Here is a 14,511-nt window from a genome sequence, read left to right on the forward strand (position 1 = left end):
GTGCGGCTGGAGAGGGTAAGATCCCGCACGTCGCCATACACGTTCAGCCGTGGCGAAACGTAGGGCCTGCGTGGAGCCGGCCGGAGATCCTTCTGCATCGAACGAGCCTCTCACGGTTCCCCCGGGTCACCTTCGTTGGGCGGAAAGCCACAAGGAAAGCCCCAGCGGGCGAATCTCCTGCCACAATTGTTCCGGGGGCTCCGGCGAGCGTCCGCCCGCCGCGGCGGGCACCCGGCCGACATCCACCCAGGCGGCCACGGCCTCCGTGACCCTTCGCCCGCCCAGCCATCCATCCCCCTGTTCCCGCCATCGCACGCGCAGCGGGTCGTCCACCAGGGGCGACTTGGGACGGCGCAGCAGCCGTTCGGGAAGCCGCCCGCGCATCCCTATGCGCAGCAAGCCCTTATCATTATACCACTGCGAGGGTGGAATGGACAACAGGAAATGCACCACGCGCACGTCGAAGTAGGGGTGGCGCACCTCTACCGGAATGCCCGTGACCCCCGGATCGTAGCCCAGGAACATCCCCGGCCACAGCGGCGCCACCAGCTGTTCGTACGCCTCCGGGCGCAGCGGGTGGACGATGCCGGGCCCGGCGTTCCATGCGGCCACCCGCTCGTGCAGCCCCGTGCGCCGCGCGAATCCGGCGTCCACCCAGCGGGGCACCTCCGCCCGCCACGGCCGCCCCCCGCGCCGCTCGTGCAGCCAGGTGCGCACGCCGGGGCGGGGCACCCGCCCGTGCAGCCAGGCGTACTCCGCGGCCTCGCGCGCCGCGCGGAGAAGCCGCCCGCTCGCCGCCAGCTTCGTCAGCCGCGACCGCGTTTCGCGCAGCACGGCGTCGCCGCCCTGTCCCGTCAGCAGCACGCGGGCGTGCCGCGCCGCGCTGGACAGCTGGTCCACCTCGATGGCCATCAGCGCCGAGGCGGTGGGCTGCGGCCGCCGGAGCGCCGGCGTGCCCCACCGCTCGAACGCCTGGTACGGGTCCACCGCCGTGTACTCGGTGGGAATGGAGAGCGCGTTTGCCGCCAGCTCGGTGAACTCCCGCTCGCGGTCGGGCATCAGCCGCTCGTAGTACGCGGTGTAGCCCCGCAGCGCGGCCGTCCGCTCCCCCCGCGCGATCGTCTCCGTCGCCAGCGCCGCGAGGGAGGTGGAATCGCGCCCGCCGCTCAGGAAGAAGCTCGCCGCGCCCCCGGGCAGCCGGTCGCGCACGGCGCCGCGCAGCAGGTGGACGAAGTGGTCGACGTAGTCGCCCGGGCGGCGATAGCACGTCTCCTCGTCCAGGGGAAGCGACCAGTAGCGGCGGATGCTCACTCGCCCGTCCTCCACCACCAGCGTGTGGGCGGGCTGAAGCTGGCGGATGGCGGAGTGGACCGTCGCGGCCACGTCCTGCGTGTCGCCGTGCACCAGGAAGTCGCCGATCCACCCCTCGTCCAGCCCGGCCGGCACCGCCGGATCGGCGGCGAGGCAGTCGAGCGTGCTGGAAAAGAGAAAGCCGCCGCCGGTTCGCGCGTAGAAGAAGGGCTTGACCCCGAAGTGGTCGCGCGCGCAGAACAGACGGCCCCGCGGCGCGTCCCAGAGCGCGAAGGCGAAGTCGCCCAGCAGGTGCGCCGCGCACGCGTCGCCCCACAGGCGGTAGGCGTGGTGGATGAGCAGCGTGGCGGAGTCGTCCGGGGCCGCCGCGATCCCGCCGGCGTTCAGCGCGCGGGCAAGCTCCTCGCGTCCGTCGATGCGCGCGTCGGCGCAGATGTGGATGAGCCCGTCGGCGGAACAGGGCTGCGGCGGGGGAGTGGATTCGTCGCCGGTGAGGAGCAGGCCGTGCGCCAGGGCGCAGCGTGCGTCCGACCAGGTGCGGGTGCCGTCGGGGGCGCGGGGGGCGAGGGCCGCCGCCATCCGCGCCAGCCGAGCCGGATCGACAGGCGCGCCGCCGGCCGAAACGAAGCCCGCGATGCCGCTCATGGTCCGCGTGGAGCGGGGCGGGGGGTCAGGTGCCGACTTCCACCAGGCCGCGCGCCGCCATGTCGCGGAGCAGCTCCAGCAGGTCGTGCTCGGCGGTGGGGGCGTCTACCTCGAACTCGGCGACCACAGCGTCGCGAAGCTCGGCCACGGTGCGCGGCTGGGCCATCAGCCCCCACACGTGCGCGCCCACCGGGTCCAGCCCGTAGTACACGCCGTCGGCCAGGTTCAGGATCACCGCGTCGCCGTCCAGGTCGGCCGACACCTGGTCGCGCGCCGCCACCACGCGCGAGGTGGAATCCAGGCGCGGGACGGCTTCCATCACGCTTGCGCCTGGGCCAGGGCGGCGTCCACCAGGTCGCGCAGGACCACACCGATGATGGCCAGCTCCGGGGAGATGGGATCCAGCGACGCATCGGGCGCCTCGCGCACGAAGTACTCGTACGCCTGCAGCGCCGCGGCCCAGCGCTCGCCAGCCACCCAGCGGTCCCGCGCCGGACAGGCGCCCTCGCCATCGCGGAAGAGCCCCGCGAGGGCCGCCACCAGCTGCTCGGGCTCGTCGCCCGGCTCGCCCGGCATGCCGCCGCGCAGCGCCGCCACCACGCGGCGGGCGGCGGGGGTGGCGGTGCCCTCCTCCGTCAGCAGCGCGGCGACGTCGGCCTGGGCCTGGCGCTGGAAGGGCGCGGCGTTCTGCCAGCCGCGCGGGGGGCGCAGGCCGCCGTCGCGCAGCTCCACGGCCTCCGCCGCGGCACGCGCCATCACCCGGCAGGCGATGGCGGGGCTGCGGAACACCACGCGGCCCTCGGCGCGGCGGAAGAGGGCGTTCTCGATGTCGCGGAAGGCGGCGCCGTGATATCCCACGCCGGCCACCCCGCTGCCGGCCAGGCCGGGGCCCGTCATGTCGGAGCGGCCGCCGCGCTGGGCGGCGGCCGGAACGGCGGCCAGCAGCGCCGCGGCGGCCGCGAGAAGTGCAATGCGCATGATGTGTCCCTGCATCAGAAGAGGGAGCGGAAGCCCACGCCGTAGCCCACGGACAGGATGAAGCGCGCCCCGTCGCCGGCGGTGCCCAGGATGTCGGCGAAGGCGGGGGTGATCACGAGCGGAAAGCGCCGGAGGGGGGTGATGGAGAACCCGGCGTTCACGTCCTGGCCCGTCCAGTCGGCGGCCACGGAAACGAGCTCCGTGACGCGCACACCCGCGGCGCCGAAGACGTTGACGGTTTCGCGGCCGGCCGCGTCGGCGTCTTCCGTGCGGAAGCGGCCGTTGCCCAGGCCCAGCGTGAGCACGCCGGCGTCCAGCCAGGCGCCGGGCCGGCGCGTGCGCCGCACCACCTTGCTCGCGACCACGAACAGCGTGGGGTCTGCGTCGCTGCCCCCCCAGGTCACCGCGTTCTCGTACCCCGCGGCGATGCCGGCGTCGCCGGGGAGCGACCGGTGCAGCTTGAAGCTCAGGCCGCCCGTTTCGCCGGGACCGCCGCCGCGCACGGTGGAATACGAGGTGAGGGCCGCCTCCAGCGCCAGCAGGTGCCGGCTGCCGATGCCGGTGCCGATCACCAGCCCGGCGTCGGGATCGGTGGTGTAGCGGGTGCGCGCCTGGTAGGCGGCGCCGACGAAGATCTCGCCGAACTCCACCCCGAAGCCGGTGGGCACCGAGATGCTGCCCGCGGGTCCCGGCCGGATGGCGTCGCGAAGCGCCAGCGCCTGCAGCCGCAGCAGCCCGCGGTTGTGCTCCGCCCGCGCGGGGTCGGGCGCGGTGGCGCGGACGGGCGGCGCGGCTCCCTCGGCGGGAGGCGCCGGGAGCGCGGGAGAGGTGACGTCCGTGGGCGGCCCCGTGGGGACCATCACCCCCGTTTCGGTGCCGGGAGACGATCCCGCTTCCGGGGCGCCGGGCGTGGGCGCTCCGCCGGCCGCGGGCTGTCCGGACCCGGGCACCGGGCGCCCCGTGCAGGGGTCTGCCGGCCGCCCGCCGCCGGGGGGCGTCTCGGGGCCGGGGGGCGGGCGCACCGGCGGAGGCGCGCAGGGGTCCGGCGCGCCGGGGCGGGCGGGGGGCGTATCCACCTGCGCAAAGCGGCCGCGCCCCGCCACCGACCCTGCCAGGGGGCGCGGAGCGGCGCACGTGCACTCCCGCACCGGGCGCGGCGCCAGCGGCGACGCCTGGACACCGGCGGGCCAGGCCACCAGGGCGGCGGCCAGCAGCAGGATCGTACGCGTGCTGATGCGCATGGGCGGGCGGGTGCTCTGTCGTGATGGCCGAGCGTAAACGGATCGCGGGCCGGGGGAGGGCAAACCGGCGTGGCTTCGCGACTTGATCGTCCAATATCGCCGTGAACGGGTGTGGGCACAAGGCTTACGGGTGGACGATCCGTGCGCCCGGGAAGACGAGCGGCATGCGATTCGCCCGGGGTTGGCGTGTACGGGGGACGCCGGCCGCGGCGCGGCCCCGTGCCGACGCATCCAGCGCCGTTTCATCCACCCGCACGCACGCCCTGCCATGCGCCGAATTGTTCTCCTGCTCCTGCTCGCGCTGCCGTTCGCCGCGCCCGCCGCCGCGCAGGCGGGCGACTCCGTTTCCGTGCGCCCGGGCGACGTCGTTCGCCTGGCCGTGTGGCGCCAGCCGGAGTTCACCGGCGAGTTCACCGTGGCCCCGGACGGCACCCTCCTGCACCCCCTGCTGACCGGGGTGCGGGTGGTGGGCGCCTCGCGCCCGCAGATCCAGGAGCTGCTGCGCGCCGCGCTCGGCCAGTACGAGAGCCAGCCGCAGTTCGTGTTCGATTTCCTTCACCGGGTGGGGGTGGGCGGCGAGGTGCAGCTTCCCAATCTGTACAACCTGTCCCCCGAAACCACGCTGCTGCAGGCCGTGGCCACGGCGGGCGGGGGTACGGAGAACGCGCGGCTGGACCGCGCCGTCCTGTTCCGCGACGGGCGCCAGATCGAGGTAGACCTGCTGCGCCCCACGCCCGAGGTGGCGGCCATGCGGGTGCGCTCGGGCGACCAGATCCGCGTCCCGCGCCGCACGAACGCCCTGCGCGAAACGATCTCCATCGTGGCGAGCGTGGTGGGCGCACTGGCGTCGGTGGTCGGGGCGATCCTCCTCCTGCAGCAGCAGTAGCGAGCCGCCCCGATCGCGGATGACGAAGGAAGGGACGCGCGCCGAGGCCCGCGTCCCTTCCGGTCTAGAACACCCAGGCCCAGCGGACCGCGAAGGCATCGTCGCCCCGGGCAGGCGGCGCGCCGGTGCGCAGGCGCAGGTACTCGGCGCGAACCTCGGTGTTGCGCCCCAGCCGCAGCCCGGCGGCCACCTCCGCGCGGTCCACGTCGTAGTCCCAGCGCACCTGCCCGCCCGCCGCCCCGATCCGGTTGAAGCGCATGGCCCCGTAGCGCCCCGCCACGAACAGGGCGGGGGAGAGCTTCACCTTGGCCTCCGCCGTCCACGACACGTCGCGCGGGTCTTCGCCCACGTTCGGCACCTCCCAGCGATCCAGGATCACCTCCGCGCGCGCTTCCACCCATCCGCGCGTGAACGTGGCATCCACCGCCCACATCTGCTGGTGGAACTCGCCGGCGTCGATCGTGTCCGCCGCCGGCTGCAGCGGCGACGGCTCCAGGTACGGGCCGCGGCTGAAGGACGCGCCGATCCGCGCCTCCGCGGTCAGCTGAACGCCCGCCGCTGCGGCCAGGGACGGCGCCGCGTCCTTCGGGCGGAACCGCCAGCGCCGCGGCGCCGCGGAGGGGGCGCTGGTCAGGAGGGCGACGCGGGCGACGATGCGCCCGGCGCGCCCGCCGGCCATCGCGCCGGTGGGGTAGGGCGCGGCCCACACCGGCGGCGCGCCTTCCGGACGGTGCACCGCGGGCTCGTCCTTCCACCGCAGGAACCCGGCGGCGCCGCCGGGAACGCGCCCGGCGCTGAGGATGGTCCGGTGGTCGTACGGCAGGGGCGGGCGGATGAAGGGATCGGCGGTGGTGTGGTGGCGGGCCGGATAGCTGCCGAACGGGGAAACGAACTGCCCCGCCTGCACGAACAGGCCGTCGCCGCCGAACGGGCTCCAGCGCACGAACGCCTGCTCGATCCGCACGCTCACGTCCTGTTCGCCCAGCGGACGCGCGCGGCCCGCGTGCGCGGCGAACCCCGCGTACCACCGCGACCCGGCGAACGCGTCCACGAAGAGCGCCGCGCGCGGCTGCAACACGGGCTCCGTCCCCGGCACCTGCCAGGCGCGCGCCCCACCGGGCAGGTTCGCTTCCAGCTCCAGCCTGCCCCGCGGCGTCACCTGCACCGTGCCCCCCGGCGACGTCCACGTCGCGCCCAGGTCGGCCAGCGTCGGCAGCGATTGGGCGGCGGCGGGGGCGCATGCCAGCAGCGCGAGCGCAAGCACGGCCATCCCCCGCACGGGGATGCGACCCGCCGCACGCAGGCCGCGGATCCGGAACACCTCCACCGGCGCGGACAGGCCCTTGATGTTCCGCATTCCGCCGGGGACGGCGTCCACCTCGTCTTCCACGCGCTCCCAGGTGGCGCGCGAAACCAGGATCTCCGCCCCTTCGGCCGACGAGCACAGGCGCGAAGCCAGGTTCACCGACTCGCCCAGCACCGTGTAGTTCAGCCGCCCCGGCGAGCCCATGTTCCCCGCCACCGCCGGGCCGCTGTTGATGCCGATCCCCACCTCCACGTTCGCCTCCCCCCGCGCCGCCCGCTCCGCGTTCACCCCGGCGACGGCGTCCCGCATGCGCACGGCGGCGCGCACCGCCTGCAGGGCGTGCCCCGGCTGCACGCCCGGGGCGCCGAAGATGGCCATCAGCCCGTCTCCCAGGAACTTGTCGACCACCCCGCCCTCCGCCTCCACCGCGGCGCCCATCCGCCCCACCAGCTCGTTCAGCAGGCCGATCACGCGCTCGGGGTCCATCCCCTCGGTCAGGGTGGTGAACCCGCGCACGTCCGCGAACAGCGAGGTGACGTCGCGCGTTTCGCCGCCCAGGCGGATCTCGCCCTTCAGCAGCTCGTCGGCCACCTCGCGCGAAACCACCTTGTCGAGCACGCCGCGGTAGCGCTCCTTGAGCATCAGCCCGTGCGTCATCTCGTTGAACGCCGCCGCCAGCGTGCCCAGCTCGTCCCGGCTGGCCACCGCCACGCGCGTCTCCAGGTCGCCCTCGGCCACCTTGCGCGTCGCCGACACCAGCGCGCGCACCGGGCGCGCGAACGAGCGCGACAGCACGGTTCCCAGCGCCAGCGCGACGAGAAGGGAGACGAGGCCCGCCGCGGCCTGCGCGCGCTCCAGCTGGTCGAACGGGCGGAGCACGTCTTCCAGCGGGATGGCGACGATGCGCGTCACCTCATCCGCCCCTCCGCCGGACGCCAGGCGCGCCGGCACCAGCGCCATCCGCGCGCCGTTCCAGCGGGTCCGGCGGCGCGCCCCCGCCCGGGCCGCGTCGCGCATCCGCCGCTCCAGCCCGCCTCGCCGCACGCCCGGGGTCGACGCGACGCACCGGCCGTCGGCCAGGAAGCACACCTCTGCCCCTACGCTGCGCCCCAGCTGCGCGGCTGCCGCGTCGTCCAGCGGAATCCCCAGCGTCAGCGTGCCCACCGGCTCGCCGAAGAGCGCCAGCGGCACCGTTTGCACCGTGTACAGCCGCCCGCCTACGCGGTGGTGCGAGGCCACGCCCTCCGCCGGCCCCGCCGCGGCGGATGCGGCCGACGCGGGGAGCGCCGCCCGGGCGTCGGACAGGCGCGCACCGTCCAGCACCGCCGCGACGGGCGCGCCGTCCCGTCCTCCGAATGCCGCGAGGGCGTTCGGAATGCCGGCCAGCTGCAGCTCGTAAAGCACCGTCTCGCCCAGGAACTCGGCCGCGCCGGGGCTCAGCACGGCCTCCTCCAGCGCCGCGGGAAGGCGGTTGCTCCCCGCGAAACGCGCCGTGTATCCCCGCAGCTGCCGCAGGCGCGCCGCTTCCATCTCCCGGTACGCGGCGTCGGTCCGCTGAACGGCGCGGTCCACCATCACGGCCACGTGGCGGCGCGTCTGCACCCGCACCACCAGCAGCGCGGCCGCCAGCAGCAGCCCCACCGAGCCGACGAGCGCCAGGAGCAGCCGCGCGCGAAAGCTGGTGCGCGGCAGCGCGAGCAACGCCGCCAGGCGCCTCACAGCCGCAGCCGCACGCGTGCCGTGCCGGAGGCGGGGACCACCACGTCCACCGTCCGCTCGCCCCGGTCCACGTCCCACACCGTCAGCCGGTAGCGCCCCGCGGGAACCCCGGCGATGCGGAACCGCCCGTCTGCGCCCACCACCGCGTGGAAGGGGTTCTCGACCACGACCACCGCCGCGCGCATCCACTGGTGGATTTCGCAGTACACTTTCGCCACGCCGGGGCGGTCGAAGGTCACCGTCCGCGACTCGCCGCGGGGATAGCGGCCCAGGTCGAACCGCTTGACGGGGGAGTACGAAAAAACGTTGTGGAAGAAGGGGTCGCCGTTCGGAAACTCCACCCGCGCCCCCGTGGGCACCACCAGCAGGGCGGGGCGAAAGCTGGTGTCCTGCTGCGCCAGGCGCGCCCGCTGCGGCGAGGCCGGCGGCGCGCCCGCGATCCGTCCCACCAGAAAGGCCACGGGCGGCACCGATCCCACGACGTGGGTGCCGCCCGCCGCGCCCGGATAGCTGGACGCCACCCGCCGGGCAGCGCGCGGCGACAGCTCCACCTGCCCCTCGATGGTGCCGCCGGACTGCGCGGCGGCGGCACCGGGAAGGGCGGCGAGGATGGCGGCGATCAGCAAGGAACGGGCGGCGCGGAACCGGTGCGGCATCGGAGAGGGAGAGCGGTGCGGCGGAAGGCGAACGCGGGAACCGCAAGATAAGCCGCCCCGCGCGCCCGAACCAGCGGGGCGCGAGGGGCGACTGAACCGCCCCAGTGCCATCCCCGGCGGGCGGTGTCTGTGTCGAGCGGAAGGACGTGCCGGAGCGTCGGCAGGATGGTGGCGCTACCGGCGGCTCGGCCGCGTCGTGGAGCGAGTCCGCCGCGGTTTATAGCGCGTACGGCAGCGTCCTCACGCTACGTGGTCCCGGGCGACGGGAACCGTTCGCGGTTCAGTTCAGTACGTGCTCGGATCCGCGGGAACGGCGAATTCCATGGACGGCAACAGTTCAAACTGAAGATCCGGATCCCGCAGGTGGCGAGGCAGACGCGCCGCTTGAACGGGGGAGAGCACAGCGCGGGAAGTGGCCGCGCCGGCGTGGATAACGGCGCGGGCGCGTGCGGTGAGCGCGTCCAGTTGCGCCCTTTGTGCCCCTGTTCGCGAGCCCGGCTGCTCGGTCAGCGAACTCACCAGGGAATCCACCACGGCCGTGATCTGCGGCTGAAGGGAGTCCGCGGCCTCCTGCAGCCTGGCAGCCTGGGCGGGCAGCAGCTGCACCCCACGCGGCCCGTTCAGCGCCAGGACCTCGGCGGGAATGTTCAGAACGTGCTGCTGGAGGTGGGCCCGGACCCTTGCAGGGGCGAGAGCACCGCCCCCGTTGGGCGATGCCGCAAGGGGGTTGCGGTAGGCCGGGTCCCTGCCCAGCACCAGGCGCGCCTGCACGCTCAAGGTGAAGGGTGCGCGCGGTGCCGCCGGGTTCGCGAGGGAGCCGAAGCGGGGGTTCACCTCGTACCGGTACGCACGGCGCTCCGGGTCGAAACCACGCACCGAGAGCAGCGTGGGGTCGGGAAATGAAATCTGCCCCCACCCGCGCAGGTCCCCCGGGCCGTGCAGCAGCTGGTCGAGCCCCGCGGGGAGGTTGCGTGCCACCATCCACACCGTGAACCGATTGGCGGTCGTCCCCCGGAGCTTTGCGAACTGCAGTTCGGCCACCGCGTCCAGTGACGCCCACCACGAGCCGCGGCAGCTGTTCGCCGCCGCCACGGTGCCGGACTGGCGGCGCAGGCACCCCCGCACGCCGCCGGGAGCCCGGTCCAGGAGCGTGCGCATCCCGCTCGCGACGGTGGAGTCCGGCGCCGCTGCGGGATCCCACACGAAGGCCCGGTCGTTGGCCGCACCGTCGCCGTTGACGTCGCCGCCCACCATGGGAGTAAAGGGCAGCCCGGAAGCCAGCTGTCCGCGGATCTGGAACTTGGCCCGCGACCCCGGAGGCCCGGGCCAGAGGTTCCACGATCCGTGCACGACGTGCCGCGGGGCATACGGAGCGTCAGCCCATTCCGGGCGCAGCGGGTCGGCGCCCGTGCTGGCGGGCGCGCCACCCGGCGCGTTGATCGGGCCGACGAGAAGGCGCGAGTGGGTCCAGGCGTACGCCACGCTCCACGTGCCCCGGTTGCCCGGAAGAATGCCGCCAAGGCGAGCGGTGAGCTGCGTCGTGCGCGAACGCCCGTCGCCGGTCACCTCGCGAACCGTTCCGAATGCGTCCACGCGGCGCGAGGCGGCGGGGCTCGGGGTTCCCAGTGCCGGCTCGATGGCCGCGGCGGGGGCGTAGACGGCTCGGCCGCCTTCCTCCGCCAACGTAAACGCCACCCGCGGAAGTAGGTTGCGGTCGAAGGCCAGGGGCTCCGACGACCCCCGCAGCACGGCGACGGACGCATCCCAGAAGATCTGTCCCGGCAACTGGCCCGCCCCGTTCAAAGACGCACGCCGTACGCGCGGGGCGGCATAGTCCGAGCCGAACAGTGTGGCCCGGGGCAGGCGGGTCGCGAACTGCGGGGTCCCGCTGGTGCAGGCGGTGGGGGCCGCGTCCGGCGTGCCGCGGTAGGCGTGCCAGTCGGGCGCCGGCGCCGCGTCGCCCAGGCACACGAGCATTGCCGAACCGGGAAATCCGGTTTCGCTCAGGGCCGTCGCCAGCGAAGGCACGCGCACCGCCCCGCCGAACTCGCCGATGCCGCCGTGGATGGTGGTGGTACCGTGACCGGCACGCCTGTCCCAGGGCAGCCGCACCTCGACCGATGCGCCGACGCGGGGACTCACGCGCACGTCGGAGGGCACGCGGCCGGGAGCGCGCCCGAAGAGCTCCGCGACGCGGGGGGCGGCGGCGAGGTGGTGTGGGTACCACGAGCGCTCGGCCCGGAGGCCGTAGTCCACGCTGAAAGCTCCCGACGCCCAATGATGTCCGACGTAGCCCGCCGCATAGGCCGCGACGGCGCGCCCTTCTCGCGGGTTCAGGGTGCGCGTGAACGAGGCGGGGCGGGACTGCTCCAGGTCGGCCAGGCTCGCGAAGCCGAAGGTACCCAGCCGGTTCGCCCAGCTGGTCGTCCGCAGGTCCTGGTGCCGCCACTCCACGCCGCCGCGCAGGCGATGCGCGCCGTCAGGGGTAACATAGGAAACTTCGTCCGAGATCTCGCTCACGGTGCGTTGCTGGTCGGTGTCCGCGAACGGATTGCCGCCGAACAGCAGAGACTCCGCCTGGCCGTGTTCCGGGCCGGACCCGCCCACCAGCACGGTGCCCGCGGGAGTAAGCTGTGAGCTGGCGCTATGTGCGGACGACACCGCGTGGTGCAGCCGGAGCGTGTTGCCCAAGTGGATGCCGCCGGACGTCAGCTGCCCCATCACTCCGCCGCCGGTTCCCCGCGATTCGGCGCCGCTCCCCGCGCGTGCCCACGCAGGGTCGCCGGACCACGTGCGCGAAGACTGGCCGTTGAACCGCAGAACCGCCGTGTGCAGCCGCGACAGCGTGGCATCCAGGCGCAGCAGCCCCACCGCGCCGTGCCTGGCGTCGCCCAGGGGGCGGCCACCGCCTGCACCGAGCGCGTCGGTAATGGCGACGAAGCGCCGCACGGAATCCGGGTCCGCGCGAAGCCTCAGCAGGTCGCCCGCCGCCAGGTTCTCCAGGGAGCGCGAAGGCGCGTGTTCGTCGCGCAGCGTCAAGGCCCCATAGGCGAACAGGCGGTCGCGCACCAGCGCCCCGCCACCCCCGGCGTCGACGCTGCCGCCCGCGGTGGGGGTGCCCAGTGCCCCCGGCCAGTCGCCGTACCGCAGCCAGGGAAGGTTGGCGCTGACCCGGACGGCGCCGCCCCAGCCGTTTTCGCCCCGTTGGGTCTGCACGGCCAACTGGCCGCCGGTGAACTGCCCGCGGGCTACGTCGTAGGAGTTGGTGACGGCCGCGGCCCCGCGGATGGCCTCCCGCGGAACGGCATCGCCCTCGAGCGACGCGCCATCCAGCGTAGCTCGCGTCTGGTCGGGAGACTGCCCCGCGAACGACACGCCGCCCTCGCTCCCGGGCACCCGCGTGCCGCCGGATCCCCGGGTCGCAAGGTCCGAGAGGTCTTCGCCCTGCAGCGCTTCCCGTCGGAGCTGGTTGGCGCTGCGGGCCGAACTGGTGGTGCCCGGCGTGCGCCGCGCCTCCGCCGCGCGCACCGCCGAGGCGCTGACCGAAACGGTGTCCAGCACGGCGGCGCGTACCGCGAGCGAAAAGTCCGCCGTCGCCACGCCCTGCGCGGCGGCCCGCACGACCCTGGTGGCCCCCGTGTGCCCCAGGGCATGGGCCGAAACCACGAACCGGCTGCTCGGCCGCGTGAACGTCAGCCGGTAGCGGCCGCTCGCATCGGTCAGGGCCGCCTTGCCCTCGCCCTCTTCGGACGTGGCCTGGACGCGCGCCGCGGCGATGGGCTGTGCCTCAGCCCCGGTCACCCGGCCCTCGACCGTCGCCGTCACGGCTTGGGCGGCCAGGGACGGCGCCTTGGCCCACATGCACATGCCCGCCGCGATGATCGCGAACGCCCGGATGGATCTTCTCACGCTGCCTGGCCCGTCCGCGATCGCTAGTTCCGGGCGGGCGGGGGACCCGCTTCGACAACGATCTCCCGTTCCGTGCCGCCGCTCCGCACGCGCAGCGTGTAGCGTCGTCCAGGCACCGCATCGGTGAACCACCGGCTGGTGCGCTGCGTATCGCGTCCGTCCACCGAAAGGAGAAGGTCTCCCACCGCGAGCCCCACGCGTTGGGCGCTGGAGCCGGGGCGGACCGAGCTCACGCGGGGGTACCCCGTCCGCTGCATCCCGCCCGGTGTCTGCGCAATCTGGAACTCGAGGCCAAAGCCTACATCCGCCTTCGGCTGCCGGCCGGTCGCCGCGGTCGTCTCCTGCGCGCTGGCGCCGGCCGCGGGCGCGAGAAGCGCCGCGCACACGGCCATGACTCGAAACAGCTTCATCGGTTGCCGTCCTGCAGAAAGGTGGTTGCCTATCGGCGAGCCGCGCGCAGGGCCCGGTCGATGTGGCGGTTGAGGGTGGCGAGCGGAAAGGCCCCCACCAGGCGGGTGTCGTTGATCAGAAACGTCGGTGTCGCGTCGATGCCGAGCTGCTTCGCCTGTGCGGCGTCACGCACCAGGATCGAATCCATCTCCGCATCCTTCATGCAGCGGCCGAACTCATCCAGGTTCCCGACGCCGGCCTCCTTCGAGATGTCGTCCCATGCCCGGGTCCCGATGGACGACTGCGCCTGGAACAGCGCATCGTGCATTGCCTCGAACCGGCCCTGGCGCCCCGCGCACTCACTGGCGCGCGCGGCCATCCTGGCGTGGGGGTGCGTACGAAGGGGATGATGCCGGTACACCACCGCGACGTCCCTGCCGCGGTCGGCGCGCAGGGTCTTGAGCCGTTCGGCGAGCACCCGGCAGGCCGGGCACTGGAAGTCGGAAAAAACAACGATCGTCACCGGTGCGTCGGCGGGACCCATTCGTGCCCCCGCCGCCGCGTATCCCTGCCACTCGGGAACGTGCACGGGCTCCGCCGCACTCGACGCCGCATCGGACGGCTGCAGTTCCCGCCTGACCAGCAGCCCCGTCACGATTACCGCGCAAATCACCAACAGAGTGGTACTCAGCTTTTCCATCATCGACGCTGCTCGTTCTAGCCGCTGGGTGGGTGTTGCAAACGGATGCCGGCAGGGCAAACGGGCCAGCGGAGCTGCCCGCGTCCCCTGCCGGCGACGTTCCGCGATCAGTTGTGGCAGCTGACTTTGGAGCTGGTGGCCGTGTTGTTGGTGCAGTACGTGGTGGTGGTCGCGTACTTGTACCCGAGGTCGCCACACATCTCCGTACCGGCCTCTACCGCTTGCTCGTGCGATTCCTGGCAGTCGAACAGCTCCGTGGCCTGCGCGGGGCGCGCCAGGGACATGCCGCCCAGGGCGATGAGGGCGCCGGCGAACAGCTTGGTGACGGTCTGCTTGGTCATGCGAGGTTCTCCTACGTGGGGAATGAAAAGGGGGATTGCTCTTCACCGCCGGGCAAAACGTTCGTTTGTGGCGGTGCAGCATAATAAAATGTTTCCCAACATTCGGTCAAGTGTGTCGTGATATCACAGGTACGAGAGTCCGCCCGCCGTCGATTCGCCGCCCTGACGGACCCCTTGCCTTCCGTGGGGGCAGGCGGACAATCCCTGCAACCGCAACGAAAAACGGGGATGTTCCCACCTTGTGCCGAATGCGTCTCCGACGCGCGAAGCAACCCTGTCACGCGTACGGACGAGGTGCAACTGTCTGGAACAGGCTTGTCCAGGCCGCCTTCCCGGCGCGGTTTCGGCCGGGCATTATATGAAAGAATGGCTGCTGGATCTGCACGAGAAGGGGGGGCGGGCGGCCAACGAACGAGCGGCGGAGCACCC

12 protein-coding genes are annotated in these 14,511 nt (G+C 73.6%); 1 reads left to right on the forward strand and 11 read right to left on the reverse strand.

All coding sequences use genetic code 11. The annotated features are described in order from the left end of the window. The 5 genes from VIB55_RS25595 to VIB55_RS02510 all read right to left on the reverse strand — a co-directional run. The coding region (locus VIB55_RS25595) for a lasso RiPP family leader peptide-containing protein (protein ID WP_414680916.1) at window positions 1–98 on the reverse strand (98 nt) is incomplete at its 3' end. A 28-nt stretch (window positions 99–126) separates the two neighbouring features. Next, on the reverse strand, window positions 127–1,956 hold the full coding sequence (locus VIB55_RS02495; protein ID WP_331875085.1) for an asparagine synthetase B family protein: 1,830 nt from the start codon (window positions 1,954–1,956) through the stop codon (window positions 127–129). A 25-nt stretch (window positions 1,957–1,981) separates the two neighbouring features. After that, window positions 1,982–2,275 carry a PqqD family protein gene (locus VIB55_RS02500; RefSeq protein WP_331875095.1) on the reverse strand — a complete coding sequence of 98 codons (294 nt, stop codon included), beginning with the start codon at window positions 2,273–2,275 and terminating at the stop codon, window positions 1,982–1,984. Beyond that, window positions 2,275–2,934, reverse strand: a complete 660-nt coding sequence (locus VIB55_RS02505) for a hypothetical protein (RefSeq protein WP_331875086.1) — start codon at window positions 2,932–2,934, stop codon at window positions 2,275–2,277. The genes VIB55_RS02500 and VIB55_RS02505 overlap by 1 nt, the downstream gene beginning before the upstream one ends. Window positions 2,935–2,948: 14 nt before the next feature. Continuing rightward, on the reverse strand, window positions 2,949–4,175 hold the full coding sequence (locus VIB55_RS02510) for a hypothetical protein (RefSeq protein ID WP_331875087.1): 1,227 nt from the start codon (window positions 4,173–4,175) through the stop codon (window positions 2,949–2,951). A gap of 268 nt (window positions 4,176–4,443) precedes the next feature. Here VIB55_RS02510 and VIB55_RS02515 point away from each other — a divergent pair, with 268 nt between their 5' ends. Then, on the forward strand, window positions 4,444–5,061 hold the full coding sequence (locus VIB55_RS02515) for a polysaccharide biosynthesis/export family protein (protein WP_331875088.1): 618 nt from the start codon (window positions 4,444–4,446) through the stop codon (window positions 5,059–5,061). Window positions 5,062–5,125: 64 nt separating this feature from the next. Here the strand turns inward: VIB55_RS02515 and VIB55_RS02520 are convergent, their stop codons facing one another. The 6 genes from VIB55_RS02520 to VIB55_RS02545 all read right to left on the reverse strand — a co-directional run bounded on the left by VIB55_RS02520 (window position 5,126) and on the right by VIB55_RS02545 (window position 14,082). Then, entirely contained in the window at window positions 5,126–8,086 is a 2,961-nt protein-coding gene (locus tag VIB55_RS02520) for an adenylate/guanylate cyclase domain-containing protein (protein ID WP_331875089.1), read from the reverse strand. Beyond that, on the reverse strand, window positions 8,083–8,742 hold the full coding sequence (locus VIB55_RS02525) for a carboxypeptidase regulatory-like domain-containing protein (RefSeq protein WP_331875090.1): 660 nt from the start codon (window positions 8,740–8,742) through the stop codon (window positions 8,083–8,085). The genes VIB55_RS02520 and VIB55_RS02525 overlap by 4 nt, the downstream gene beginning before the upstream one ends. Before the next feature lie 285 nt (window positions 8,743–9,027). Further along, window positions 9,028–12,651, reverse strand: a complete 3,624-nt coding sequence (locus VIB55_RS02530) for a carboxypeptidase-like regulatory domain-containing protein (protein ID WP_331875091.1) — start codon at window positions 12,649–12,651, stop codon at window positions 9,028–9,030. Window positions 12,652–12,674: 23 nt separating this feature from the next. Continuing rightward, window positions 12,675–13,061, reverse strand: coding sequence for a PDZ domain-containing protein (locus tag VIB55_RS02535; protein WP_331875092.1), 387 nt, complete (start codon window positions 13,059–13,061; stop codon window positions 12,675–12,677). Window positions 13,062–13,090: 29 nt separating this feature from the next. Beyond that, window positions 13,091–13,744 (reverse strand): DsbA family protein, encoded by a 654-nt coding sequence (locus VIB55_RS02540; RefSeq protein ID WP_331875093.1) that lies wholly within the window; start codon window positions 13,742–13,744, stop codon window positions 13,091–13,093. 104 nt (window positions 13,745–13,848) lie between these two features. After that, window positions 13,849–14,082, reverse strand: coding sequence for a hypothetical protein (locus VIB55_RS02545; RefSeq protein ID WP_331875094.1), 234 nt, complete (start codon window positions 14,080–14,082; stop codon window positions 13,849–13,851). Between the last annotated feature and the right edge of the window lie 429 nt (window positions 14,083–14,511).

It is taken from the genome of Longimicrobium sp. (assembly GCF_036554565.1).
Lineage (GTDB): Bacteria > Gemmatimonadota > Gemmatimonadetes > Longimicrobiales > Longimicrobiaceae > Longimicrobium.

Coding starts and splice junctions, on each gene's coding strand:
- VIB55_RS02540 (WP_331875093.1), bottom strand. CDS start 13,744: ATGATGGAAAAGCTGAGTACCACTCTGTTGGTGATTTGCGCGGTAATC.
- VIB55_RS02505 (WP_331875086.1), bottom strand. CDS start 2,934: ATGCGCATTGCACTTCTCGCGGCCGCCGCGGCGCTGCTGGCCGCCGTT.
- VIB55_RS02515 (WP_331875088.1), top strand. CDS start 4,444: ATGCGCCGAATTGTTCTCCTGCTCCTGCTCGCGCTGCCGTTCGCCGCG.
- VIB55_RS02500 (WP_331875095.1), bottom strand. CDS start 2,275: ATGGAAGCCGTCCCGCGCCTGGATTCCACCTCGCGCGTGGTGGCGGCG.
- VIB55_RS02495 (WP_331875085.1), bottom strand. CDS start 1,956: ATGAGCGGCATCGCGGGCTTCGTTTCGGCCGGCGGCGCGCCTGTCGAT.
- VIB55_RS02545 (WP_331875094.1), bottom strand. CDS start 14,082: ATGACCAAGCAGACCGTCACCAAGCTGTTCGCCGGCGCCCTCATCGCC.
- VIB55_RS02525 (WP_331875090.1), bottom strand. CDS start 8,742: ATGCCGCACCGGTTCCGCGCCGCCCGTTCCTTGCTGATCGCCGCCATC.
- VIB55_RS02510 (WP_331875087.1), bottom strand. CDS start 4,175: ATGCGCATCAGCACGCGTACGATCCTGCTGCTGGCCGCCGCCCTGGTG.
- VIB55_RS02535 (WP_331875092.1), bottom strand. CDS start 13,061: ATGAAGCTGTTTCGAGTCATGGCCGTGTGCGCGGCGCTTCTCGCGCCC.